Genomic DNA, 23,597 nt, shown 5'->3' with positions numbered 1-23,597 from the left:
GGGGGGCGTCCTGCTCCACAACGGTTGCGTTGCGCGGCGCGCCCCCTCCACCTTCCTGCGGACGGTCCCCCTCCCCGCGGAGCGGGGAGGAGCTTCCCGCCCCTAGATCGGCGACCATTCGCGCGATCCCTCGTCGTCGCCGGTGTCCTGCGCATGCATCTCGGCCGGGCCGATCGCCGCGATCAGCCGGTCGAGCACCGCTTCCAGCCCCTGTCCGGTCGCGCCCGACAGCGGCAGTACCTTCGCCCCGCTCTCCGCCTCGAGTTCGGCGATCAGCGCCGCGGTCAGTTCCTCGTCGAGCAGGTCGGCCTTGTTCAGCGCGATGACCTCGGGCTTTTCCGCCAGATCGGCACCGTAATTCTCCAGCTCGCCGCGCACGATGCGATAGGCCGCGACTGGATCGTCGACATGGCTGTCGATCAGGTGCAGCAGCACCCGGCACCGCTCGATATGGCCGAGGAAGCGGTCGCCGATCCCGGCGCCTTCCGCCGCGCCCTCGATCAGCCCGGGAATGTCGGCGATCACGAACTCGCGCTGCTTGTGGCTGACCACGCCCAGCTGCGGCCGGGTGGTGGTGAACGCATAGTCGCCGACCTTCGCATTCGCATTGGTCACCGCGTTGATGAAGGTCGACTTGCCGGCATTGGGCAGCCCGACCAGCCCGGCATCGGCGAGCAGCTTCAGCCGCAGCCACACCCACGCCTCGTCGCCGGGCCAGCCGGTGCCGTGCTGGCGCGGTGCGCGGTTGGTCGACGTCTTGTAGCTGGCATTGCCGCGCCCGCCATCGCCGCCGCGCAGGAATACCTCACGCTGCCCCGGACGGGTGAAGTCGGCAAGCACCGTCTCCTTGTCCTCCGACAGCACCTGCGTTCCGACCGGCACCCGGATCACCAGGTCGCGTCCGCCCGGACCGGTCCGGTTCGCGCCCGCACCGCCCGATCCGCGCGGGGCGCGGAAATGCTGGGTATAGCGAAAGTCGATCAGCGTGTTGAGACCGGGGACCGCTTCGAAGATGATGTCGCCGCCCTTGCCGCCATTGCCGCCGTCGGGGCCGCCATATTCCATGAACTTCTCACGGCGGAAGCTGACGGCGCCGGGGCCGCCCCCGCCCGACCGGACGAAGATCTTGGCTTGATCGAGAAAATGCATCCCGTCCGCTTAGTCGGAGTCGGGCCAAGGGGAAAGGGGCTATGGTCGCAGTCGCCGGTACAGCACCAGGGCATCGACCTCGCCCAGCGTCGGATGATCGAACGCGCCGGGCAGTCGCCCGACCTGTTCGAACCCCAGCGACAGCCAAAGCCGCACGGCGCGCACGTTGCTGGCGACGACGAAGTTGAACTGCATCGCCCGGTAACCGCTCGCCAGGGCATGATCGAATGAATGCTCGGCCATTGCCCGCGCGATGCCGCGGCCGGTCGCCGTGGCGTGCGTCGCATAGCCGCAATTGGTGACGTGCCGTCCGCCACCCCCCTTGTTCGCGCGGCAGAAATAGCTGCCGAGCACGTGGCCCTCGACCTCGGCGACGAACACGCTGTTGCCCGGCGCATGCCAGAAGGCGAGCGCCTGATCAGCCGTCAAGTCACGGTCAACCGCATAGGTTTCGCCGGCGTGGATGATCGGCAGGATGATGTCGACGATCGCGGCATCGTCCGCGCGCGTGGCCGGCCGGACCAGCATCACCCCTCCGCCCGCACCGCCATCAGGCTGCGTACCGCCAGCTCGCGCGCCTTGTCGCGTGGCAGCCGCAACGCCTTCGCCATCGCTCCGCCGAGCAGCGCGTCGCCCAACGCCATCAGCACCAACTGCAACGTCTCCTCGGCCAGTGGCATGCCGCTCAGCGACTGTTCGCTACCCAGCCGGTCGACCAGCGCGTGGATCGCATCGAGGATCGGGTCGAGCGCGTCGTCATTACCGGACAGGATCATCCAGCTGGCCAGCGCGCCCGCCCCCTCGCGATCGAAGGCGTCAAAGGTCAGGTCGACCACCTCGCGCGGGTCGTGGTCGCCGTCGCGCGCACGCAGCACCGCCGCGCCGATCGTCGCCGTGATCGTCGTCGCCATCCGCTCGGCCAGTGCCTTTTGCAGGCCCGATGCCGATCCGAAATGATGCAGCAGATTGGCATGCGTCCGCCCGATCCGCGTCGCGACGGCTTTCAGTGTCACCGCCTGCGGCCCGGCTTCGATCAGCAGGTCGCGTGCGGCATCGAGCGCCGCGTCGCGCGACGCTTCGGGGGACAGGCGGCGGCGAGCTATTGACATATGTGTAAGTAATCGGCATCTGACATGGCATTAGTTGGAGCAGAACCGTGTCGAAAGCAAAGACTCCCGACGATCTGACGATCACGCCGCGCGACCTGCGCTTCGGGCGCGACGGCGGCTATCGCCGGTGGTGGCTGAACGACGATCCGATCGCCACCGCCTTCTACAACGCGCTGTCGGTCACCTTTCCGAAGGGGGAGGGGTTCTTCATCGACAGCGTCCGCCAGTATCGCGACGAGGTCCCGCCGCGCCTCGCTGCCGAGATCCGGGCGTTCGTGAAGCAGGAGGCGATCCACACGCGCGAGCATGTGGCGTTCAACCGTCATGTCACCGATCAGGGCTATGACACGTCGCGGCTCGACGCGCGGATCGATCACGAACTGTCGATCACCAAGGGGCGTCCGCCGATCGCCAATCTGGCCGCCACGATGTGCCTCGAACATTTCACCGCGATCCTCGCCCATGAACTGATCGCGAACCCGGCGCATCTCGCGGGCGGCGATCAGGCCGCGGCCGATCTGTGGCGCTGGCACGCGATCGAGGAGATCGAGCACAAGGGCGTCGCCTACGACACTTGGCTCCATGCCACGCGCCATTGGCCCCGGTTCAAGCGCTGGCGGGTCAAGGCGCTGGTGATGCTGATCGTCACCGGCAAATTCTTCCGCGGGCGCAGCGCGGGCATCCTCGACCTGCTCGCGCAGGACGGGTTGCGCGGGGCGCGCATCAAGTGGCGGCTGTTCGCCTATGCGTTCGGCCGGCCGGGCATGGCGCGCAAGGTGCTGGGCATGTATCTCGCCTTCTTCCTGCCGGGCTTCCACCCGTGGAACCATGACGACCGCGCGCTGATCGGCCTTGTCGACAGCGAGTTCGAAGCGGCGCGACTGGCGCGCGCCTGACCGGCTTGCGCAGGCAGTAGCGTCGGCGCATGGAGCGGTGATGCGCACGGTATCGGAAGAAGCGGCGGTCCGCCTCTATCATCTCGACGATGAAGGCGGCGTCGCGACGACCATCCTGTACGGCACGTTGGCTGAGGCGATGGCGGCGGCGGCGCGCGAGCCTGCGGAGATGCAGGCCGGCCTGTATCTGCAGACCAGCAACGACGTGGTCGGCTATCTCGATCTGCTGGGGGGTTGATCGGGGCGGGCGCTGCGCCGCGCCCCGACCGGGCGATTACTGATAGCCGCCTTCTTCCTCGCGTTCCTCGGCGGCTTCTTCCTGTACCTCTTCCATTTCTTCCTGTTCGGGCGTGTCGGGATCGATCATCGCGGGCGTCCTCTCATGCGGCAGCAGCGCCGTGTGGCATCAACCAGCCGGACGGCGCGTGCGTTCCGCATGGTTCAGGCCGCCAGCCGTCGAGCGTGGCGGCGATCGGTCAGCTCGATCGCATAGTCGATCGTCTCGACCTCCATGCCCCGACAGCGCGAATGGATGGCGCTGCGCGTGCCGGTCGCGACGAAGCCCAGCCGCCGCAGCACCGCGCCCGACGCCGGATTGTCAACATAGTGACCGGCCAAAACTCGTTCGATGCCGAGCGTAGCGGCGATGTCCAGCGAGGCGCGCCCCGCTTCGGTTGCGTATCCGCGTCCCCAAGCCGACGGCGTCAACCAATACCCCATGACGTGCGGCTGGTCGCCGAGTGGACCGATGCCGATTCCGCCGATCAGGTCGCAGCGCCCGGCATTATGCGCGAAAATCAGGAACAGCGGACCGGGATCGCCCTGCCACGCGGCGACGAACGCCTCGGCATCGGCCAGCGTATAGGGCCAGGGCGGGCGCGACAGGTTACGGATAACCGCCTCATGCCCCATCGCGGCAAGCAACGCGGGCGCGTCCTCGATCCAGCCGGGGCGCAGGGTCAGGCGTTCGGTACGGGCGAACATCAGCATCTCTCCAATGCGCCGCGCCTCCGCTTGCGGGGCGGGCAGGGGCCGGAGAGAGCAATAAAAAAGGGAGCCGGGGTGACCCGCCTCCCTCTTGTTGGCTGGTTCCGTCGCCGGAACCCGGGTCACCCTGGTGGGCGACCCGTGTGGTAGCCCGTTATTCTGCGGCCTGCGCCTGCATCTCGACATAGGCGAACTTGCGGCCGAGCTTGCCTTCCTTGAACGCCACGCGGCCATCGACCAGCGCGAACAGGGTATGGTCCTTGCCCATGCCGACGTTCACGCCCGGGTAGAACTTGGTGCCGCGCTGACGCACGATAATGTTGCCGGCGACCACTTCTTGGCCACCGAACTTCTTCACGCCAAGGCGACGGCCGGCCGAGTCACGACCGTTGCGCGACGAACCGCCTGCTTTTTTATGTGCCATGGTTCAAACTCCTCGTATTCGCTCGGGCGCTTATGCGGCGGCGCTGTCGTCAGCGCGCTTGTCGCCGATCGCGGTGATCTTCAGGATGGTGTGCTGCTGGCGATGACCGTTCTTGCGACGGTAGTTGTGCCGGCGGCGCTTCTTGAAGACGATGACCTTCTCGCCCTTCGCCTGCGCGATGATTTCCGCCGAAACCGTCAGCCCTTCGACCGACTTCAGTTCCGAACCTTCGCCGGCAAGGAGCACGTCGCCGAGCGTCACGTTGCTGCCAGCTTCGCCATCGAGCTTCTCGACGACGATCTTGTCTCCTGCGGCAACGCGATACTGCTTGCCGCCCGTGCGCACGATTGCGAACATGGCCCTTGCTTCTTTCCCAAATGCATATGTCCGCGCGGAGATACCCCACGCGGCAAGTGGATCGTGACTAGGCAAGCAGGCCGGCTCTGTCAATGCCGAACAGGTGATTCGACCACGAAACCGATGTTGCGGCGCGGCAACAGGGGCGTGACAATCGTGTTACGCCATCTGACGTAGGGTTGCGCCCGAATATGTCCCGCCCGAACAAGGTCGCGCAACGACCAGCCTTAAAAGGGCGGTTTCGGGGAGATTTTCATGCGTAAACCGGTTTTCACCGCACTCATTCTGTCGACGGCGCTCACCGCTATGCCTGCCTTCGCACAGGTCGCCGACGCGCCGCCGCCCGCCGCTGACGTGCCCGCGGGCGAGGAGATCGTCGTCGTCGGTACGCGCGCACAGGGCCGCACCGTCGCCGAAAGCCCGGTGCCGGTCGACGTCATCACCGGCGATACGCTGGTCAATGCCGGCTATACCGAAACAAACAAGCTGCTGAACCAACTGGTCCCGTCGTTCAACTTCCCACAGCCGTCGATCACCGACGGTACCGACGTGGTCCGTCCGGCGACGCTGCGCGGCCTGTCGCCCGATCAGACGCTGGTGCTGGTGAACGGCAAGCGCCGCCATACGACATCGCTGCTCAACGCCAACGGATCGGTCGGGCGCGGTTCGTCGGCGGTCGACCTGAACACCATCCCGAGCCTCGCGATCGAGCGGATCGATGTGCTGCGCGATGGCGCGTCGTCGCAATATGGTTCCGACGCGATCGCGGGCGTCATCAACGTCCAGCTCAAGCGCCGCGAAGGCGGTCGTGCGACGATGACCTATGGCAAATATGTCTCGTCGATGGAGGGCGTGTCCGAAGTGTCGGGCGTTGCCCGGCAGGCGAACGGCCAGCCGCAGGTCCGTGCCGACGGCACCTATGTGCTCGAAGAGACCGGGCAGGATCGCGAAGTGCGCGACGGGCGCACCGTCACCTTCGCCGCGAACATGGGCCTGCCGATGGGCGAGACCGCCTATCTCAACCTGACCGGCGAATATCGCGATCGCGAGCCGACCAACCGTGCCGGCTATGATCCGCGCCGCAATTATCCGCTGCTATCGGCCGGCGGCGTCGATCCGCGCGAGTTCAGCTACGACCGCGTCAACCATCGCTATGGCGATGCGAAGACCACCGATTTCAACTTCTTCCTGAACGGCGGCGTCGACATCGGCGCGACGTCTGAGCTGTATATCTTCGGCAGCTACGGCATCCGCGACGGCGAAAGCGCCGCCTTCTACCGCCGCGCATCGGGTCGTGACGCCAACAGCAACATCCAGGACCTGCGCAACTGCACCTTCACCGGCACGGTCTGCACGCCGTTCTACGCCGACGGCTTCCTGCCGCTGATTACCAGCCAGATGGAGGATTTCTCCGGCGCGCTGGGCGTGAAGGGCGATATTGCCGGCTTCAACTACGACCTGTCCTATGTCTACGGCACCAACAGCTTCGATTTCCGGATCGAGAACAGCTACAACGCATCGTTCGGACCGCAGTCGCAGCGTGCGTTCAATGCCGGGGGCACGCGCTTTGGCCAGCAGACGGTGAACCTCGACCTGCAACGCGACATCGCCGTCGGCTTCCTGTCGCAACTGTCGCTGGCGCTGGGCGGCGAGTATCGCAACGAGAATTATCGCATCGTCGCCGGCGAACTGCAAAGCTATGCCGCCGGGCCGTTCGCGTTCAGCAACGGTGCCGCCGCCGGGTCGCAGGGCTTCCCCGGCTTCTCGCCGACCACCGCCGTCGACGCGTCGCGCGACAGCTTTGCCGGCTATGCCGAACTGGACGGCAAGGTCAGCGATGCATTCAACGTCGTCGCCGCCGGCCGCTATGAACATTTCAGCGACTTCGGCGACACGATCAACGGCAAGCTGGCGACCCGCTTCGCGCCGGTCGAATGGGCGGCGGTGCGCGGCTCGATCTCGACCGGCTTCCGCGCGCCGAGCCTCGCGCAGCAATTCTTCTCGTCCTTCGCCACGCAGAATATCGGCGGAACGCTGGTCGAGATCGGTACCTTCCGCGTCGGCGATCCGGTTGCCCGCGCGCTGGGTTCGCGTCAGCTGGAGGCCGAAAAGTCGGTCAATATCGGTGGCGGCCTGACGCTGACGCCGCTGCGCGGGCTGACGCTGACCGCCGACTATTACAACATCAAGATCAACGACCGCATCATCCTGTCCGAAAACCTGCAGGGTGCGGCGGTCGTCGCGGTGCTGCGCGGCGCGGGGATACAGGACATCACCTCCGCCCGCTTCTTCATCAACGGCATCGATACCCGGACGCAGGGTGTCGAGGTCGTCGGCACGTATCGCGTGCCCGATCTCGGCATCGGCAGCGTCACGCTGACCGCCGGCTACAATTACAACCAGACTGACATTACCGATCGCTCGACGCTGTCGGCGATTCCCGGTGTCACGCTGTTCGGGCGGCAGGAATCGCTGCGCCTGACGCAAGGACAGCCGCGCTCGAAGGTGAATGCCGGGCTCGACTGGTCGCAGGGCATCTTCGGCTTGACCGCGCGCACCAACCGCTTCGGCAACACCCTGTCGCCTGGCGGGGCGGCGGCGACCGACGTCGAGCTCGAACCCAAGTGGCTGACCGACGTCGAACTCCGCGCGACGCCGGGGCAGTTCGAACTGGCGATCGGCGCGAACAACCTGTTCGACGTCTATCCGACGCGCAATCCGATCCTCGGCGCGACGGCGATCAACAACTATTTCATTCCATACTCGAGCTTCTCGCCATTTGGCTTCAACGGGCGTTATCTCTACGCGCGCGCTGGCGTGAAGTTCTGATCGTGACGGGCGGGCAGGGGTTCCTGCCCGCTCATTTCGTCGGCAGCTTGGTGCCGAGCAACACCAGCCGGTCGCCGGTGATCCCGAACCAGTGCGGCACCCCCGCCGGGATCAGCATCACGTCGCCCGGACGCAACCGCCGCTCGGTCGCGCCGTCGATGCGGTCACCCTCGATCAGGCCCGGCTGGGTCTGCCGGCCGCCGACCATCGTGCCGCCCGCCCGTAGCGTGCCTTCGCCGGCGATGACGATCGCATATTCCGCCTGATCGGGATGGACCGCCGGACGTCCCGGCGCCTTCCAATATTCCAGTGCCGCCACCCGGCTGCCATCGCGGACCAGCGGCTTCCAAGCAAATCTCTGGTCGGGCTTCATCGCATTGCCCATCGCCTCGACTTCCGCCGCGACGTCGGCGCTGCTCGCAAAGCTCGTCGGGTCCGCCGCTTGTCCGGCCAGCAGCAGTGCCAGCGTCGCCAGCATCATGCGCGCGGCTCCAGCCGGATCGTTCGCCCCTCACGCGCAGATCGATAAATGGCTTCGATGATCCGCATGTCGCGTAATCCTTCCTCGCCCGACACGATCGGTTCGCGCCCGCTGACCGCGCATTCCGACAGGTGATCGAGCTGGGCTGCGAACTGGTTCCTGCCCGACCCCGGTGGTGGCGTCACCTGTCGCTCGCGGTCGCCGCCGACCCAGAGTCGCTGTCCGCTATAGCTGGTCGCGGGTTCCATCTCGATCCGGCCGGTCTCACCCATCAGCAGGATCTGGTTGCGGTTGGCGCTGTACATCGACATGCAACTGCCGATCGCGCCGGAGGGGAAATCGAGCGTGAAGTCGATCATGTCCTCGACCTCGCGAAACCGCGGATCGCGGCGGTCGGTCGATTCGCGCGCGGTGACGGCGATGGGTTCCTCGCCGGTCATGTAGCGTACCGCCTGCAACGCATAGATGCCGATATCCATCAGCGACCCGCCGCCCGACAGCGCGCGCTTGAGCCGCCACGCATTGGGGTCGCCGAAATTGAAGCCATGTTCGGACCGGACATAGCGGGTCCGACCGACCGCGCCGGTCCGGGCGAGGCGCATCGCTTCCCGGTTATGTGGTTCGAAATGGCTGCGATAGCCGATCATCAGCTTGCGGTTCGCCGTGCGCGCGGCGGCGATCATCGCCTCGCATTCGGCGACCGACACCGCCATCGGCTTTTCGCACAGGACATGCTTGCCCGCTTGCGACGCGCGGATCGAATATTCGGCATGCATCGAATTGGGCAGGCAGACATAGACGATGTCGATGTCCGGATTGTCGCGAATGCGGTCGTAATTCTCGTACGAATAGATAGCGCGGGCTGGCAGGCCGTGTTCCTTCGCCACCCGCTCGGCCTTGGCCCGGTCGCCGCTGACCACCGCAGCAAGGCGGCTATGCGCGCAATGCTCGAATTCGGGGATGATCCGGCCAAGGCCATAGCCGCCAAGGCCGACAATGGCGTAGCCGAGCTTGCGGTCGGATTGGCCGAACGATGCACAACCGGGTGCGATCGACAGGGCGGCGGCGGTGAGGATCAGTTCGCGACGGCCGATGTCCATGGCTCTCTCTCCGGCAACGTTTTGCGCAGGATGACCCGGTGCGACCGTCGTTACAAGCTATGCCGTTGATTTGTCGTCACCGTCTGCGTTTCGCCCGGCGCGCTGCTCGGTCAGGATGCCCCAAGCGGTGATGAACAGCGCCCCGGCCAGCGGCCCGACGACGATCCCGCTCAGCCCCATCAGGTCGATGCCGCCCAGCGTCGTCACCAGCACCAGCCAGTCGGGAATGCCGGTATCGCGCCCGACCAGCAACGGCCGCAGGATATTGTCGGCCAGCCCGATGACCATTACGCCCGACGCGATCACGACCACCCCCTGCCAGATCGCACCCGTCGCGAGCAGATAGATCGCAACCGGGGTCCAGATGATCGCCGGCCCCACCGCCGGCAGCAACGCCGCGATCGCCATCACCACGCCCCATAGCAAAGCGGCGGGCAGGCCGACGATCCAGAAGGTGATCGCGCCGAGCGCCCCCTGCACCAGCGCGACCACGCCCGACCCCTTGATCGTTGCGCGGACGACGGCGGTGAACTTGTTGGCCAGCCGCCACGCGACGTCGCGTTCCAGCGGCAACGAGCGCACGATCGCCGGCCCTAGCCGGTCGCCGTCCCGGAGCAGAAAATAGGTGACGTACAGCCCGACGCCGAAGGCGAGCAGGAACGCGGCGGCATTGGCGCCGATGGAAAGCGCGCTGCGGGCGAGCACGCTGGCGCTGGCACCGACCGCCTCGGACACACGGGCCTGGGCCCGCTCGAGACTGCCGAAGCCCGCGCTGTCGATCGCATGCTGCAGGCGTTGCGGCAGGGCGCTGTGCACCTGTTCGAAATAGGTCGCGAAGTTGATCTGGCCGCTGCGCAACTGGGTATAGACGCCCGCCGCCTGCTCGACGACCATGCTGGCAATGACGAGGGCGGGGATGACCACGGCGACGGTGATGATGAGCAGAGTCAGTGCCGCCGCCAGATTGCGCTGCCCCGGCCGCCAGCGCAGCAACCGCTGGAACAAGGGCTGGAACAACAGCGCCGCCAGTGCCGCCCACAACAGCGCGCCGGCAAAGCTCGACACGACCAGCGTCAGCCCGATCGTCACCAGCGCGAGGAACAGGATGAATCCACCGGATTCGACACGCCGCCGAACGATCGCCATGCTTTCTTGCCCTATATTATCGACTCGGCGGAGCGCCGGAAGTGGTCGTTGCGCAAGCGGAACGCCGGGGCGCGCTCTATGCTCCCTGGGACCGGGACAATAGAGCGCTATCGCCCGAAAGGACGGTTATGCCTCGCGGCTTAAGGGGCGCGTCGCTCGGGTGGAGACCGGCCTACTGCCCCGCGCGACTGCGGTCGCGGATGGCGCGGAATTCGTCGCCCGCTACCCAGTTCGGCCACGCAGTCGTATTCGCCAGTTCGCGCCCGACCGTGTAGAATAGGCTCAAATCCTGCGCGACGCCCGCCCAGTTCCAGTTCGGATCATATTCGTCCTTGGGACCGTGATAGCGCTTCTCGGTATAGTCCTTCGCCGCCGCTTCGCCGGCCGCCTTGCCGCCGTCGACCAGATCGTCGCCCGAATCGACATACAGCATCGGCACGCCATGCTTAGCGAGGCTGAAATGGTCGGAGCGGTAGTAATAGCCGTTCTGCGGGCTGGGATCGGCTTCCGCCACCCGGCCCTGCGCGGCCAGCGCGCGGTTCAGATAGGTGTCGAGTTCCGACTTGCCCTTGCCGACGACCACGACGTTGCGCGCCGGCCCGGCGACCGACAGGGCATCCATGTTGATGCCGCCCACGGTCGTGGCGAGCGGATAGACCGGATGGTCGCCATAATAGGCCGAGCCGAGCAGCCCCGATTCCTCGCCGGTAACCGCCAGATAGACCTGGCTGCGCTCGGTCGCGCCGGCTTTCGCATTCGCCTGCGCCAGCCCGATCAACGCGGCGGTGCCGGTCGCATTGTCGATCGCGCCGTTGCAGATATCGTCGCCGTCGGGCGCGGCCTCGCACCGGCCGAGATGGTCCCAATGGCCGGTGAACAGTACGACCTCGTCCGGACGCTTGGTGCCGGGCAGGATGCCGATCACGTTCTTGGACGCATGGCGACGCACCTGATTGTCGAACGACACGCTTGCCCTGACCCCGCTCAGCGGCACCGCGCGAAAGCCCTTCTTCTGCGCGGCCGCGACCAGCTGGTCGTAATTCTTCCCCGCCGCCGCGATCAGCCGCTTTGCCGCGGGCAGCTGCATCCAGCCGATCGCCTTGCTTTGATCCATATGGTCGTTGGCGGCGTCGGCCACCTGCTGCGGTCCGGTCCAGCTCGACTGGACGACGTTCCAGCCGTAGGCGGCGGGCACCGTGTCGTGGATGATGATCGCGGCGGCGGCACCCTGCCGTGCCGCTTCCTCGAACTTGTAGGTCCAGCGGCCATAATAGGTCATCGCCTTGCCCCCGAACGGTCCGTTGAGCGTCGAGCTGGCATAATCGGGGTCGTTGACCAGGATCAGCACCGTCTTGCCGCGCACATCGGTGCCGGCATAGTCGTTCCACCCCTTTTCCGGCGCGTTGATGCCATAGCCGACGAAGACGACATCACTGTTTGCCACGACCGATTTCGGCGTCACCTGATAAGTCGCGACGACCATGTCGGGGCCATAGTTGAGCGCGATCGGGCTGCCCGCGCCAGTGAAGGTCAGCGGCGACACGTTGCGGCTGGTGATCTCGACCAGCGGCACGTCCTGAAACCAGCTGCCCTTGTTCCCGGGCTTCAGTCCGGCCTTGGCGAATTGTTCGGCGAGATAGGCGAGCGTCTTCTCCTCGCCCGGCGTACCCGGCGCGCGCCCCTCGAACGCGTCGGACGACAGGACTCGGGTCGCTTCCTTGACCGTTTCGATCGACACCGGGGCATGGGCCGTCTGCGCAAGCGCCGATGCGGCGAGGGTCAGGCATGGGGCGAGCAACAACGAACGCATCGAACCTCCGGAAACGCTGGAGGGCCGACTGTGCCATGGCGAAAGCGGTCAGGCAACGCGGGTGGGACAAGGGGCGTTAGGGCTCGCCAGCACCACGTCCCGGCGGTTGCCGCTCTGCCGATGCGATGGGGGGCGTCCGCGGTGCGCTGCCAAAACGCCGTGACGGCAATTGCGTCGGCGCGGCTGGTGACCCCTACGAGAATCGAACTCGTGTTTTCGCCGTGAGAGGGCGACGTCCTAACCGCTAGACGAAGGGGCCGCTTGCGGGGAGGGGCGCTCCTACGCCGCGCCGTTCGTCGCGTCAAGCCGTGGGGAGGACGTTTCGTCGCGCGCCAGCCGTTCATCGCCGCGAAACCTTTTGCCCGTTGCGGAATTGAACCGACAAACCCTGTCAACAAAGGCATTTGTCATGGCCAAGGCCGTTCCGCTGATCCTGTCGCTGATCCCGCTTGCCGCCGTCATCGGGACCTGCGTCGTCTGCCCGTAACCGCCTTCGCCACACCCGCGCCCATCGCAAAAACAAAAGGCCGCCGGATCGCTCCGGCGGCCTTTCGTTGTTCGTTGAGGCGAGGGGATCAGCCCTGCGCTTCTTCGTTCGCGTCGTCGCGGGCGATGTCGCCCGGCTCGGCGTTGGGGTCATAGTCTTCGGTGAAGCCGGCGTCGTCACGCTCGAACATCGACGCCATGACGTCGACGCCCTGCGCCTGCATCTCGGCTTCTTCCGGCGAACGGGCGACGTTCACCTTGACGATGGTGGTGACTTCGGGGTGCAGCGCAACCTTCACGTCGTACAGGCCGATCGCCTTGATCGGGCGATCGAGCACGACCTGCGACTTGTCGACCTTGTGGCCGTCGGCGACAAGCGCTTCGACCAGATCGCGGACCGCGACCGAACCGTAGAGCTGGCCAGTGTTCGACGACTGACGGATCAGCGTGACCGACACGCCTTCCAGCGTCTTGGCTTCGGCTTCGGCGTCGGTACGACGGGCGGCATTTTCGGCGACGATCCGCTCGCGGTTCGCCTCGAACACCTTCTTGTTGGCTTCGTTGGCGCGCAGCGCCTTCTTGCGCGGCAGCAGGAAGTTACGGGCGAAGCCGTCCTTTACCTTCACCACGTCGCCGATGGCGCCGAGCTTCTCGACGCGTTCCAGCAGAATGACGTCCATGTCGGGCGCTCCTTACTTAACGATGTAGGGCAGCAGGCCCAGATGGCGGGCGCGCTTGATGGCCTGGGCCAGTTCGCGCTGCTTCTTGGCGCTCACCGAAGTGATGCGCGACGGGACGATCTTGCCGCGTTCGGACACGAAGCCCTGCAGCAGACGAACATCCTTGTAATCGATCCGGGGAGCGTCCTTCGCGGAGAAGGGGCAGCTCTTGCGGCGGCGGAAAAACGGACGTGCCATGGGTGCTGCTCCTTACGCTTCGACTTCGGCCGACGGCTCGCGCTCACGGCGCGGACCACGGTCGCCACGATCGTCGCGATCACGGCCGCCACGGCGGTCGCCACGCTCCGAACGCTCGCTCTTGCGCATCATCACGGTCGGACCTTCTTCATGGGCGTCGACCTTGACGGTCATGAAGCGGATCACGTCTTCGTTAATCTGCGTCTGACGCTCCAGCTCGGCCACGACGTCGCCCGGCGCGTCGATTTCGAGCATGACGTAATGCGCCTTGCGGTTCTTCGCGATGCGATAGGCGAGGCTGCGCAGGCCCCAGGTCTCGGTCTTGACGACCTTGCCGTTCATGTCCTGAACGATCTTGGTGGCGGTTTCCGCCAGCGCGTCCACCTGCGCCTGTGCCAGATCCTGGCGCGCAAGGAACACGTGCTCGTAGAGAGCCATGTGTCTTTCTCGTCTGTTGGCCGATCGCTGACGCCGCGCCAATCGCGAACGCCCCTCCGGCTGTCGTCTTCAAATGCATGTCGGGGCGGCGGTCGCCCGTCACCCCGAAGCTGGAGCCCATAGCCGATCGTCCGCGAAACGCAAGCGGTCTTGCGCCCGGTCGCCCCGAGCGACTAGGCCGCGCCAACATTTTCGTCAGGAGCTATCGATGCGCGCATTCCTCTTTCCCGGACAGGGCAGCCAGTCGGTCGGCATGGGCGCGGCGCTCGCCGCCGCCAGCCCGCATGCGCGCGAGGTGTTTCAGGAGGTCGACGAGGCGCTGGGCCAGCATCTGTTCCGGCTGATGACCGAGGGTCCCGATGCCGAACTTCTGCTGACCGAGAATGCGCAGCCCGCGATCATGGCCAACGCCATCGCGACGCTGCGCGTGCTGGAGCGCGAGGGCGGGGTGCGGCTGGCCGACAAGGCGGATTTCGTCGCGGGCCATTCGCTCGGCGAATATACTGCGCTGTGTGCCGCGGGCGCGCTCGACCTGTCGACGACCGCGCGGCTGCTGAAACTGCGCGGGCAGGCGATGCAGGCGGCGGTGCCGGTGGGTGAGGGGGCGATGGCCGCGCTGCTCGGCGCCGACCTAGCCAAGGCTCAGGCACTGGCCGAAGCGGCGGCGGAGGGGGACGTCTGCACCGTCGCCAATGACAATGATCCGTCGCAGGTCGTAATCTCGGGCGCGAGGGCCGCGATCGAGCGCGCGGTCCCGCTGGCCAAGGAAATGGGGATCAAGCGCGCGGTCGTGCTGCCGGTGTCGGCGCCGTTCCACTGCCCGATGATGCAGCCGGCCGCCGACGCGATGGCGGCGGCGCTCGCCGACGTCGCGCTGTCGGCGCCGGTCGTCCCGGTCTACGCCAACGTCACCGCCGCGCCCGTAGCCGACCCGGAAACGATCCGCCGCCTGCTGGTCGAGCAGGTGACCGGCATGGTCCGCTGGCGGGAATCGGTGCTGGCGATGCAGGACGCGGGCGTCAGCGACTTCGTCGAACTGGGCGGCAAGGTGCTGGGCGCCATGGTCAAGCGCATCGCCCCCGACGCAACCGTGACCAGCGTGGTGGCGATGGCCGACATCGAGGCGCTGGTTGGGCGGTTGTAATCCGAATCTATTGGAGAATTTGCACATGTTCGACTTATCGGGAATGACCGCCCTCGTAACCGGTGCCAGTGGCGGGATCGGGTCCGCCATTGCCAAGGCCCTCGCCGCACAGGGCGCGCGCCTCGCCGTGTCCGGCTCGAATGCCGCGAAGCTCGATGCGTTTCGCGATGAACTGGGCGGCGAGCATGTCGCGATCGCCTGCAACCTGTCCGACGGCGCCGCCGTCGACGGCCTCGTGCCGCAGGCGGTGGCCGCGCTCGGCAAGCTCGACATCCTCGTCAACAATGCCGGCGTGACCCGCGACAATCTCGCCATGCGGATGAAGGACGACGAATGGGATCAGGTGATCCGCGTCAACCTCGAAGCCGCGTTCCGCCTGTGCCGCGCCGCTGCCAAGCCGATGATGAAGGCGCGCTTCGGCCGCATCGTCTCGATCACCTCGGTCGTCGGGCAGACCGGCAATCCCGGGCAGGCCAACTATGCCGCGTCGAAGGCGGGTCTGGTCGGCATGTCAAAGGCTATGGCCGCCGAACTGGCCAGCCGCGGCATTACCGTCAATTGCGTCGCACCGGGCTTCATCGCCTCGGCCATGACCGAAGTGCTGCCCGAGGCGCAGAAAACCGCCCTGCTAACCAAGATTCCCGCCGGAGCGTTGGGCGCTGGCGATGACGTGGCGGCAGCGGTTGCCTATCTCGTCAGCCGCGAGGCCGGCTATGTCACCGGCCAGACGATCCATGTGAATGGCGGGATGGCGATGGTATGAGCGTAATGCTGATGGCGGCGATGCTGGCGACGGGCGATGCGAATGTCGTCCGCTGCGTCGCGACCAAGATGCCAAAGGCCGATATGGCGCGCCTGCAACAGGGCATGATCGTCGGCGTGCTGGAGGGTAAGAAGCCTGCCCCCGCGACCGAGGCGCTAGTTCGGAAGGCGCGCGCCCATGCCGCGGCCTGCCAGCCCGGCACCGGCAAGGCCGATACCCGCGCCGGGGAGATCGTCGTCACCAGCATCGCGGTCGAGGCGCTGGCGTCGGGCTTGAGCGCGAAGGGCGTCGATCCGATCGCCGTCAACCGCCGGCTGAGCCAGACTCCGCCTGCCGTCCTCAACGCCTTTCTCGCGCGCAAGCAGACGGCGCAGGTCGACAGTTTCATGAGCGGCATGATGAATCTGGCCGGCGCGCAGAAGGGCGATACGCGGGTGCAGCGGCTGATGGGCGGTTATGCCTATAACGCCGCAACGCTCGCACGGCTATTCGCTGCCAAGGGTTAAGCCACGGACTTGCGCCAAGGCCGGACGCGCTTTAGGGGCGTTCAGGTACGATACACCCCGGATGTGAAGAGGGAATGAATATGAGCGAGACTGCCGAACGCGTGAAGAAGATCGTCGTCGAGCATCTCGGCGTCGAAGCGGAAAAGGTTACCGAAGACGCGAGCTTCATCGACGATCTGGGCGCCGACAGCCTCGACATCGTCGAGCTGGTGATGGCGTTCGAGGAAGAATTCGGCGTCGAGATTCCCGACGATGCCGCCGAGAAGATCACGACCGTCAAGGACGCGATCACCTATATCGACGAGCACAAGGGCTGATCCGGCGGGGACGCGACCTGCGTCCCGCCATCTGCCGAAACCATCACGGCCCCCCGTCCCGGCGAACAGCCATGGGCGGGGGGTCGTTCGTTAAGTATCTGAACGGAGAGTAATGCCATGCGCCGCGTAGTCGTGACCGGCCTCGGCCTCGTGACCCCGCTGGGTGCCGAGGTGGAAACCGCGTGGAAGAACCTGATCGCCGGAAAATCCGGGGCGGGTCCGATCACGCATTTCGATGCGTCGAACCAGAAGTGCCGGATCGCCTGTGAGGTGAAGCCGGCCGACCACGCTTATGGTTTCGATCCCGGACTGCGCGTCGATCACAAGATCCAACGGCAGGTCGATCCGTTCATCATCTTCGGCATCGACGCCGCCGGACAGGCGCTGGAAGATGCCGGCCTGACCGACATGAGCGAGGAAGAACGCTATCGCGCCGGCTGCTCGATCGGTGCGGGCATCGGCGGCCTGCCGGGCATCGCCAGTGAATCGCTGGTGTGCGAGAACAAGGGCCCGTCGCGCGTCTCGCCACACTTCGTCCATGGCCGCCTCATCAACCTGATTTCGGGGCAGGTTTCGATCAAATACGGGCTGATGGGACCGAACCATGCGGTGGTCACCGCCTGTTCGACCGGCGCCCATTCGATCGGCGACGCCGCGCGGATGATCGCGATGGACGATGCCGACGTCATGCTCGCGGGCGGTGCCGAGGGCGCGATCTGTCCGCTCGGCATTGCCGGTTTCGCACAGGCGCGTGCGCTGTCGACCGCGTTCAACGATCAGCCGGAAAAGGCGTCGCGTCCCTATGACCGTGACCGCGACGGCTTCGTGATGGGCGAGGGCGCGGGCGTCGTCGTGCTCGAGGAATATGAGCGGGCCAAGGCGCGCGGCGCGAAAATCTATGCCGAAGTCATCGGCTATGGCCTGTCGGGCGACGCCTATCACGTAACTGCCCCGCATCCCGAAGGGTCGGGCGCGTTCCGTTCGATGGAAATGGCGATGCGCAAGTCGGGCCTAGCGCTGTCGGACATCGACTATATCAACGCGCACGGCACCTCGACCCCGCTCGGCGACGAACTGGAACTGGGCGCGGTGCGTCGGCTGTTCGGCGACGCGATCGGCGGGCTGGCGATGTCGTCGACCAAGTCGGCGATCGGCCACCTGCTGGGCGGCGCTGGTGCGGTCGAGAGCATCTTCTGCATCCTCGCCATGCGCGACGGCATCGTCCCGCCGACGCTGAACCTCGACAATCCGTCGGAGAATTGCGCGGGCGTGAACCTCGTTCCGCACACCGCGCAGGAGCGGAAGGTGAAGGCGGTGCTGAACAACTCGTTCGGTTTTGGCGGCACCAATGCGTCACTGGTAATGAAGGCGATCTGACGCGATGCGCCAGATCGGTTGCCTCGGCCTGGTCGTCGGACTGCTCGCGATCGGCGCGCTGTTCCTCGTCATCCAGAGCTGGGGCGGGGCCGGTCCGGCGGAGCGGACGCTGACGGTGACCGTACCGCAAGGCGCGAGCCTTGCGGCGGCTGCCGAAAAGCTGGAGGAGGCCGGCGCGATCCGCTCGGCCGGTCGCTTCCGGTTGCTCGCCCGTTTCCTCGGCAGCGACGAACCGATCCGGGCCGGCGAATATCGCATCCCGAAGGGACTGAGCCAGGCGGATGTGCTCGAACTGTTGCAGGGCGGCAAGACCCTGCAGCGCTTCGTGATGGTACCAGAAGGCTGGCCGTCGGTACTGGTACAGGAAGCGGTGGCGAAGGCGCCGCAAATGGACGGCACCGCACCGCTGCCCGCCGAGGGCAGCGTCCTGCCCGACAGCTACAGCTATGAACGCGACGGCAGCCGCACCGCTCTGGTCGAGCGGATGCAGGCGGCGATGGACCGCTATCTTGCCGATGCATGGAAGAAGCGCAAACCGACGACGGTGGTGAAGACTCCGCGCGAGGCGATCATCCTTGCCTCGATCGTCGAGAAGGAAACCGGTAAACCCTCTGAACGCCGGATGGTGGCCGCGGTCTATTCGAACCGGCTGCGCACCGGGATGCGGTTGCAGGCCGATCCGACCGTCATCTACCCGATCACCAAGGGCAAGCCGCTGGGGCGCCGCATCCGCCGGTCGGAGTTGCAGGCCAAGAACGGGTACAACACCTATGCATCGGCCGGGCTGCCGGTCGGGCCGATCGCCAATCCAGGCAAGGCGTCGATCGATGCGGTGCTCGATCCGGCGGAGACGAAGGCGCTGTATTTCGTCGCGGACGGCAGCGGCGGCCATGTGTTTGCCGACACGCTGGCCGAGCATAATGCCAATGTGAAGAAGTGGTACGACATCCGCAGGGCGCGGGGCGAGATGTAGGTAGTCTTAATTTCTCCCGGCTGCGCGGGGAGGAAGACCATGCGAAGCATGGTGGAGGGGGATCTCCTAACCCGCAACGCTATCTTTCGCGGCGATCCCCCTCACCATCCGGCTGCGCCGGACGGTCCCCCTCCCCATGAATGGGGAGGATTTTCAGGCTTTCAGACCTGCCGCCGCATGCGCGCGCGTTTCGGTTTCCGCATGGGTCGCGCCGACGATCCAGCTGCCGCCGACGCACAGCACGGGATCGAACGCCAGCCATTCTGGCGCAGTCGCTTCGGTGATGCCGCCGGTCGGGCAGAATTTCGCCTGATAGAAGGGGGCGGCAAGCGCCTTCAGTGCCTTCAATCCGCCCGATGCTTCGGCGGGGAAGAATTTGAAATGGGTCAGGCCCAGGTCGAGCCCGCGCATGATGTCGCCGGCATTGGCGATACCAGGCAGGAACGGTACGCGACTGTCGATGATCGGCCGCGCGATCGTTTCGGTCAGGCCCGGCGAGACGATGAACTCGCTGCCCGCATCCATGGCCTGCTTGAACTGGTCGCCGTTGACGACGGTGCCAGCGCCGACGATCGCGCCATCGACCTTCTTCATCTCGGCAATGGCTTCGAGTGCAGCGGGCGTGCGCAGGGTGACTTCGAGGACGCGCAAGCCCCCTTTGACCAGCGCTTCGGCCATCGGGCGCGCCTCAGCCGCGTCGTGAACAACGAGGACCGGGATGACCGGGCTGGTCTGCATGATGTCGGCAATGGTGACGGTCATCGAGCGTGCTCCTGCGCAAAGGCGGCGGCGGCCCCGAACAGGCCGGGTTGGGGATGGGTGATGAGTTTGACGGAGATGCCCGCCATCAGCGTCTGGAACCGGCCCTTCGCGGTGAAGCGCGTGCCGAACCCCGATTCGAGCAGATGGTCCTTCAGCCGCAGGCCGAGGCCGCCGGCGATCACTACCGCCTTCGCCCCCTGCGCCAGTGCAAGATCGCCCGCGACCGCGCCAAGCGTCAGGCAGAAACGGTCCAGCGCGGCGACGGCGATGCTGTCACTGCCGTCCAGCGCCGCGGCCCAGATCGTCTTGTCGTCGCTGTGCGGCACCGACACGCCCTCGATCTCGGCGAGCGTTTCGTACCATGCGACGATCGACGGCCCGGCGCAGGCGCGCTCGTTCGAGCCGCGGCCATGCGCCTTGCGCAAGCGCTTGAGCAGCGCATCCTCGATCCCGTCGAGCGGTGCGAAATCCTGATGCCCGCCTTCGGTTTCGAGGACGTGATAGCGCTCGGCCGTGCGCAGCAACTGCGCGACGCCGAGGCCGGTGCCGGGACCGCAGATGGTGACGATGCCCTTGTCCGGCAGTGGGCCTTCGGGACCGCACAGGTGGATGAAATCTTCCTCCGCAACCTGAGCGACCGCATGGCCGACCGCGCCGAAATCGTTGATGATCGTCCAGGTTTCGACGCCCAGCCGTTCCTGCATCAGCGGCGGACGGATGATCCACGGATTGTTAGTGAACTTGATGAGCGTGTCGTTGACCGGCGAGGCAACCGCGAGGCTGGCTGCCTTGGGTAGCGGACGGCCCAGATCGCGTTCGAATGCCCGCCATGCGAGTTGCAGGCTGCCATGTTCGGCGACCTTCTGCGTGATCGGCTCGCCGAGGTGGACGACGCGCCCATCCTCGACCTCGGCGATCGCGAAGCGGGCGTGCGTGCCGCCGATATCTACCGCAACGACTTCCATTACCTCTCCCCTTTACCCCTTTTGCGTATCCCCGCGAAGGCGGGGATCCAGAGTCGCGCAGGTCGACGCTTGTGGCTCTGGACCCCCGCCTCCGCGGGGGTACGTTCGTACATTTTGGTCGCTTACAGCCCCGCCGCCGCCAGCATCGCCGATGCTCCGGCTTCGGCCTCGCTCGCCCCCTGCCGCATCATCGCGAAAATCTCGCGACCGGTGCCATCGGCCTCCGGCGGCACCGGCGCATGCTCGCGCGCCGCCCATTCGTCGGCCGGAACCAGCGCCTCCAGCGTGTTGGCATCGGCGTCGAGGCGGACGATGTCACCATCGCGCAGCTTGCCGATCGGCCCGCCGCCCAGCGCTTCCGGCGACAGATGGATCGCGGCCGGCACCTTGCCCGACGCGCCCGACATGCGCCCGTCGGTGACCAGCGCGACGCGGTAGCCGCGGTTCTGCAGCACGCCCAGCGGCGGGGTCAGCTTGTGCAGTTCGGGCATGCCATTGGCGCGCGGCCCCTGATGGCGGACGACGACCACGACGTCGCGGTCGAGCTCACCCGCCTTGAACGCGGCCTGCACCGACGCCTGATCGCTGAACACGCGGCACGGCGCTTCGATGATCCAGCGATCGCGGTCGACTGCCGACACCTTGATGCACGCGCGGCCGATATTGCCTTGGAGGATGCGGAAGCCGCCTTCCTCGTTGAATGGATTGGCGACGGTGCGGACGATGGTATCGTCGCCGCTGACCGGGCCATGCTCCTTCCAGACCAGCTGCTCGTTCTCGATAGCCGACTTGCGACCATAGGCAGCCATGCCGTCCTTCGCGATCGTCATCACGTCGCCATGCATCAAACCGCCGTTCAGCAATTCGCGAATGACGAAGGACGGACCGCCGGCATCCTCGAACCCGTTCACATCGGCCGATCCGTTCGGATAGACGCGCGTCAGCAGCGGCACCGCCTGGCTCAACCGGTTGAAGTCTTCCCAGTCGATGATGATCCCGGCCGAACGCGCGATGGCGGGCAGGTGGATCAGATGGTTGGTGGACCCGCCGGTCGCGAGCAGCACGATCGCCGCATTCACGATCGCCTTCTCATCGACGACGCGGCCGATCGGGCGGTAATCGTCGCCGTCCCAGCCGATCTCTGCCAACCGGTGGACGGCGTGGCGGGTCAATTCCTGGCGCAGCTTCGTTCCCGGATTGGCGAAGGCGGCGTCGGGAACGTGCAGCCCCATCGCCTCCATCATCATCTGGTTCGAATTGGCGGTGCCATAGAAGGTGCAGGTACCCTTGCCATGATAGGCGGCGATCTCGGCGTCGAGCAGTTCCTCGCGCCCGACCTTACCCTCGGCATAGGCTTCGCGGACGGCGGCCTTCTGCTTGTTGGGGATGCCAGACCGCATCGGGCCGCCGGGGATCAGCACCATCGGCAGGTGGCCGAAGCGCAGCGCGCCCATCAACAGCCCCGGTACGATCTTGTCGCAGATGCCGAGCAGCGCCGCGCCCTCGAACGTGCCGTGGCTCAGCGACACTGCCGTCGACAGCGCGATGGTGTCGCGGCTGAACAGCGACAATTCCATGCCCGGAAATCCCTGCGTCACGCCATCGCACATCGCCGGCACGCCGCCCGCGACCTGCGCCGTCACGCCCGCCTCGCGCGCCCAGACCTTCATCTGTTCGGGATAGCGGTAATAGGTCGCATGCGCCGACAGCATGTCGTTATAGGCGGTGACGATGCCGATATTCATGCGGTTGGCGGGCCGCATCGCATCGCGATCCTCGTCGGTGCCGGCATAGGCATGGGCGAGGTTCGCGCAGCCGAGCATCGGCCGGTCGACGCCACTTTCGCGCTCCCGATCGATCAGCGCGAGATAGGCGGCGCGTTTGTCGCGCGACGCTTCGATGATGCGGTCGGTGACGGCGGCGATCGTGGCGTTGAGGGCCATCAGCGGCTCCAGTGGATATCGACGGGAAGTTCGACTTCGGCCAGCACGCGGCCGATCGGATAGGTTGAGGATGCGCCCTGATCGACGGCGCGTTCAAGCACCGATTTCTTTTCGTCCCCGGTAATGGCGATCATCAGCGCGCGCGCCGAAGCAATCGCGGCATGGCTGAGCGTCACACGGGCGACGGGGGCCTCGGGCGGCAGCGGGTCGGGCATGACGCCCAGCGCGCGGCGTTCCTTGGGACCGGTCAGCGCCTCGGCCAGATCGGGGCCGGGAAAGATCGACGCGGTATGGCCATCGGCGCCCATGCCGAGCAGGCACAGGTCGAGCGGCCAGTGCAGATCCTGCAAGCGGGCATCGGCGGCGCGGCCCGCCGCCTTGTAATCCGCGGCCTTCTCGGCGGTCAGCGGGATGACCCGCGCACCCTTGGGCAGGAATATCTTGGCAAGGCCGGTGACGTTCGACAGTGCGTCGCCCATCGGCACGATGCGGTCGTCGGTCGGGACGATCGTCACCCGCTTCCAGTCGAGCTTGGCCTTGATCAGCTTGTCATAGATCGGGGCGGGGGTGCGACCGCCGGCAAGCGCGATTACCGCCGCGCCGCGCGCGTCGATCGCCGATTCGATGATGAACTGGATATCGCCGGCCAGCGCTTCGGCGAATTCGGCGGGCTCGTCATATTCCCACCATTCGATCTCGGTCATGTGTCTCTTATCCT

At 66.3% G+C, this 23,597-nt stretch carries 26 protein-coding genes and 1 tRNA gene; 9 read left to right on the top strand and 18 right to left on the bottom strand.

Annotated elements, in window-relative coordinates:
* Positions 1 to 102 precede the first annotated feature (102 nt).
* The 3 genes from obgE to ACTHQV_RS11120 are packed head-to-tail and all read right to left on the bottom strand — an operon-like array spanning position 103 to position 2,258.
* A complete protein-coding gene (gene obgE, locus ACTHQV_RS11130; protein ID WP_440490296.1) occupies positions 103 to 1,149 on the bottom strand; it encodes a GTPase ObgE in 1,047 nt (348 codons plus the stop codon).
* Between the two features lie 39 nt (positions 1,150 to 1,188).
* Entirely contained in the window at positions 1,189 to 1,677 is a 489-nt protein-coding gene (locus ACTHQV_RS11125; RefSeq protein ID WP_440490294.1) for an N-acetyltransferase family protein, read from the bottom strand.
* Positions 1,677 to 2,258: a TetR/AcrR family transcriptional regulator gene (locus ACTHQV_RS11120; protein ID WP_440490293.1), complete on the bottom strand. Its 582-nt coding sequence runs from the start codon at positions 2,256 to 2,258 to the stop codon at positions 1,677 to 1,679. Before ACTHQV_RS11120 ends, ACTHQV_RS11125 begins: the two co-directional genes overlap by 1 nt.
* 47 nt (positions 2,259 to 2,305) lie before the next feature.
* Here ACTHQV_RS11120 and ACTHQV_RS11115 point away from each other — a divergent pair, with 47 nt between their 5' ends.
* A complete protein-coding gene (locus tag ACTHQV_RS11115; RefSeq protein WP_440490292.1) occupies positions 2,306 to 3,154 on the top strand; it encodes a metal-dependent hydrolase in 849 nt (282 codons plus the stop codon).
* A 40-nt stretch (positions 3,155 to 3,194) separates the two neighbouring features.
* Entirely contained in the window at positions 3,195 to 3,392 is a 198-nt protein-coding gene (locus tag ACTHQV_RS11110; RefSeq protein WP_440490290.1) for a hypothetical protein, read from the top strand.
* A 203-nt stretch (positions 3,393 to 3,595) separates the two neighbouring features.
* Here the strand turns inward: ACTHQV_RS11110 and ACTHQV_RS11105 are convergent, their stop codons facing one another.
* The 3 genes from ACTHQV_RS11105 to rplU form a co-directional block, all read right to left on the bottom strand.
* Entirely contained in the window at positions 3,596 to 4,138 is a 543-nt protein-coding gene (locus ACTHQV_RS11105; protein ID WP_440490289.1) for a GNAT family N-acetyltransferase, read from the bottom strand.
* A gap of 157 nt (positions 4,139 to 4,295) precedes the next feature.
* Complete coding sequence (gene rpmA / locus ACTHQV_RS11100) at positions 4,296 to 4,565, bottom strand: 50S ribosomal protein L27 (RefSeq protein WP_055755412.1); 270 nt, start codon at positions 4,563 to 4,565, stop codon at positions 4,296 to 4,298.
* A 30-nt stretch (positions 4,566 to 4,595) separates the two neighbouring features.
* Positions 4,596 to 4,922 (bottom strand): 50S ribosomal protein L21, encoded by a 327-nt coding sequence (gene rplU, locus ACTHQV_RS11095; RefSeq protein WP_055785208.1) that lies wholly within the window; start codon positions 4,920 to 4,922, stop codon positions 4,596 to 4,598.
* A 255-nt stretch (positions 4,923 to 5,177) separates the two neighbouring features.
* On the opposite strand from rplU, the gene ACTHQV_RS11090 reads away from it, so the two are divergent.
* A complete protein-coding gene (locus ACTHQV_RS11090) occupies positions 5,178 to 7,751 on the top strand; it encodes a TonB-dependent receptor plug domain-containing protein (protein WP_440490288.1) in 2,574 nt (857 codons plus the stop codon).
* Between the two features lie 31 nt (positions 7,752 to 7,782).
* Here ACTHQV_RS11090 and ACTHQV_RS11085 read toward each other — a convergent pair whose 3' ends face one another.
* From ACTHQV_RS11085 to rpsF, 8 genes are all read right to left on the bottom strand, one after another.
* Positions 7,783 to 8,232 carry a cupin domain-containing protein gene (locus ACTHQV_RS11085; RefSeq protein ID WP_440490286.1) on the bottom strand — a complete coding sequence of 150 codons (450 nt, stop codon included), beginning with the start codon at positions 8,230 to 8,232 and terminating at the stop codon, positions 7,783 to 7,785.
* Entirely contained in the window at positions 8,229 to 9,332 is a 1,104-nt protein-coding gene (locus ACTHQV_RS11080; protein WP_440490285.1) for a Gfo/Idh/MocA family protein, read from the bottom strand. The genes ACTHQV_RS11085 and ACTHQV_RS11080 overlap by 4 nt, the downstream gene beginning before the upstream one ends.
* A gap of 57 nt (positions 9,333 to 9,389) precedes the next feature.
* A complete protein-coding gene (locus ACTHQV_RS11075; RefSeq protein ID WP_440490284.1) occupies positions 9,390 to 10,478 on the bottom strand; it encodes an AI-2E family transporter in 1,089 nt (362 codons plus the stop codon).
* Positions 10,479 to 10,650: 172 nt separating this feature from the next.
* On the bottom strand, positions 10,651 to 12,288 hold the full coding sequence (locus ACTHQV_RS11070) for a M28 family peptidase (RefSeq protein ID WP_440490282.1): 1,638 nt from the start codon (positions 12,286 to 12,288) through the stop codon (positions 10,651 to 10,653).
* Between the two features lie 184 nt (positions 12,289 to 12,472).
* Positions 12,473 to 12,547, bottom strand: a tRNA-Glu gene (locus tag ACTHQV_RS11065).
* A 316-nt stretch (positions 12,548 to 12,863) separates the two neighbouring features.
* On the bottom strand, positions 12,864 to 13,454 hold the full coding sequence (gene rplI / locus ACTHQV_RS11060) for a 50S ribosomal protein L9 (protein WP_440490281.1): 591 nt from the start codon (positions 13,452 to 13,454) through the stop codon (positions 12,864 to 12,866).
* A gap of 12 nt (positions 13,455 to 13,466) precedes the next feature.
* A complete protein-coding gene (rpsR, locus tag ACTHQV_RS11055) occupies positions 13,467 to 13,691 on the bottom strand; it encodes a 30S ribosomal protein S18 (RefSeq protein WP_010543816.1) in 225 nt (74 codons plus the stop codon).
* A 12-nt stretch (positions 13,692 to 13,703) separates the two neighbouring features.
* Entirely contained in the window at positions 13,704 to 14,129 is a 426-nt protein-coding gene (gene rpsF, locus ACTHQV_RS11050) for a 30S ribosomal protein S6 (RefSeq protein WP_056451105.1), read from the bottom strand.
* Between the two features lie 208 nt (positions 14,130 to 14,337).
* Here rpsF and fabD point away from each other — a divergent pair, with 208 nt between their 5' ends.
* From fabD to mltG, 6 genes are all read left to right on the top strand, one after another.
* Positions 14,338 to 15,273 (top strand): ACP S-malonyltransferase, encoded by a 936-nt coding sequence (gene fabD, locus ACTHQV_RS11045; RefSeq protein ID WP_440490280.1) that lies wholly within the window; start codon positions 14,338 to 14,340, stop codon positions 15,271 to 15,273.
* 25 nt (positions 15,274 to 15,298) lie between these two features.
* Positions 15,299 to 16,036 carry a 3-oxoacyl-[acyl-carrier-protein] reductase gene (gene fabG, locus ACTHQV_RS11040; protein ID WP_440490278.1) on the top strand — a complete coding sequence of 246 codons (738 nt, stop codon included), beginning with the start codon at positions 15,299 to 15,301 and terminating at the stop codon, positions 16,034 to 16,036.
* Complete coding sequence (locus ACTHQV_RS11035; protein WP_440490276.1) at positions 16,033 to 16,542, top strand: hypothetical protein; 510 nt, start codon at positions 16,033 to 16,035, stop codon at positions 16,540 to 16,542. The genes fabG and ACTHQV_RS11035 overlap by 4 nt, the downstream gene beginning before the upstream one ends.
* Positions 16,543 to 16,622: 80 nt before the next feature.
* The gene (locus ACTHQV_RS11030; RefSeq protein ID WP_055760552.1) at positions 16,623 to 16,859 is read left to right on the top strand and encodes an acyl carrier protein; all 237 of its coding nucleotides are present in this window, start codon (positions 16,623 to 16,625) and stop codon (positions 16,857 to 16,859) included.
* A gap of 117 nt (positions 16,860 to 16,976) precedes the next feature.
* Positions 16,977 to 18,236, top strand: a complete 1,260-nt coding sequence (gene fabF / locus ACTHQV_RS11025; protein ID WP_440490275.1) for a beta-ketoacyl-ACP synthase II — start codon at positions 16,977 to 16,979, stop codon at positions 18,234 to 18,236.
* A 4-nt stretch (positions 18,237 to 18,240) separates the two neighbouring features.
* Positions 18,241 to 19,209, top strand: a complete 969-nt coding sequence (gene mltG, locus ACTHQV_RS11020) for an endolytic transglycosylase MltG (protein ID WP_440490273.1) — start codon at positions 18,241 to 18,243, stop codon at positions 19,207 to 19,209.
* A 153-nt stretch (positions 19,210 to 19,362) separates the two neighbouring features.
* On the opposite strand, the gene eda is transcribed toward mltG, so the two are convergent.
* The 4 genes from eda to pgl form a co-directional block, all read right to left on the bottom strand.
* Positions 19,363 to 19,971, bottom strand: a complete 609-nt coding sequence (gene eda, locus ACTHQV_RS11015; RefSeq protein ID WP_440490272.1) for a bifunctional 4-hydroxy-2-oxoglutarate aldolase/2-dehydro-3-deoxy-phosphogluconate aldolase — start codon at positions 19,969 to 19,971, stop codon at positions 19,363 to 19,365.
* Positions 19,968 to 20,936 (bottom strand): glucokinase, encoded by a 969-nt coding sequence (locus ACTHQV_RS11010; protein WP_440490271.1) that lies wholly within the window; start codon positions 20,934 to 20,936, stop codon positions 19,968 to 19,970. The genes eda and ACTHQV_RS11010 overlap by 4 nt, the downstream gene beginning before the upstream one ends.
* A 122-nt stretch (positions 20,937 to 21,058) precedes the next feature.
* Complete coding sequence (gene edd / locus ACTHQV_RS11005; RefSeq protein ID WP_440490269.1) at positions 21,059 to 22,879, bottom strand: phosphogluconate dehydratase; 1,821 nt, start codon at positions 22,877 to 22,879, stop codon at positions 21,059 to 21,061.
* The gene (pgl, locus tag ACTHQV_RS11000) at positions 22,879 to 23,583 is read right to left on the bottom strand and encodes a 6-phosphogluconolactonase (protein ID WP_440490268.1); all 705 of its coding nucleotides are present in this window, start codon (positions 23,581 to 23,583) and stop codon (positions 22,879 to 22,881) included. Before pgl ends, edd begins: the two co-directional genes overlap by 1 nt.
* Positions 23,584 to 23,597 lie beyond the last annotated feature (14 nt).

The sequence above is a fragment of the Sphingomonas sp. SAFR-052 genome (assembly GCF_051965015.1).
Taxonomy (GTDB): Bacteria; Pseudomonadota; Alphaproteobacteria; order Sphingomonadales; family Sphingomonadaceae; genus Sphingomonas.
The sequence above is the reverse complement of the archived record's forward strand: the minus strand, read 5'-3'. Positions and strand labels throughout refer to the sequence as shown.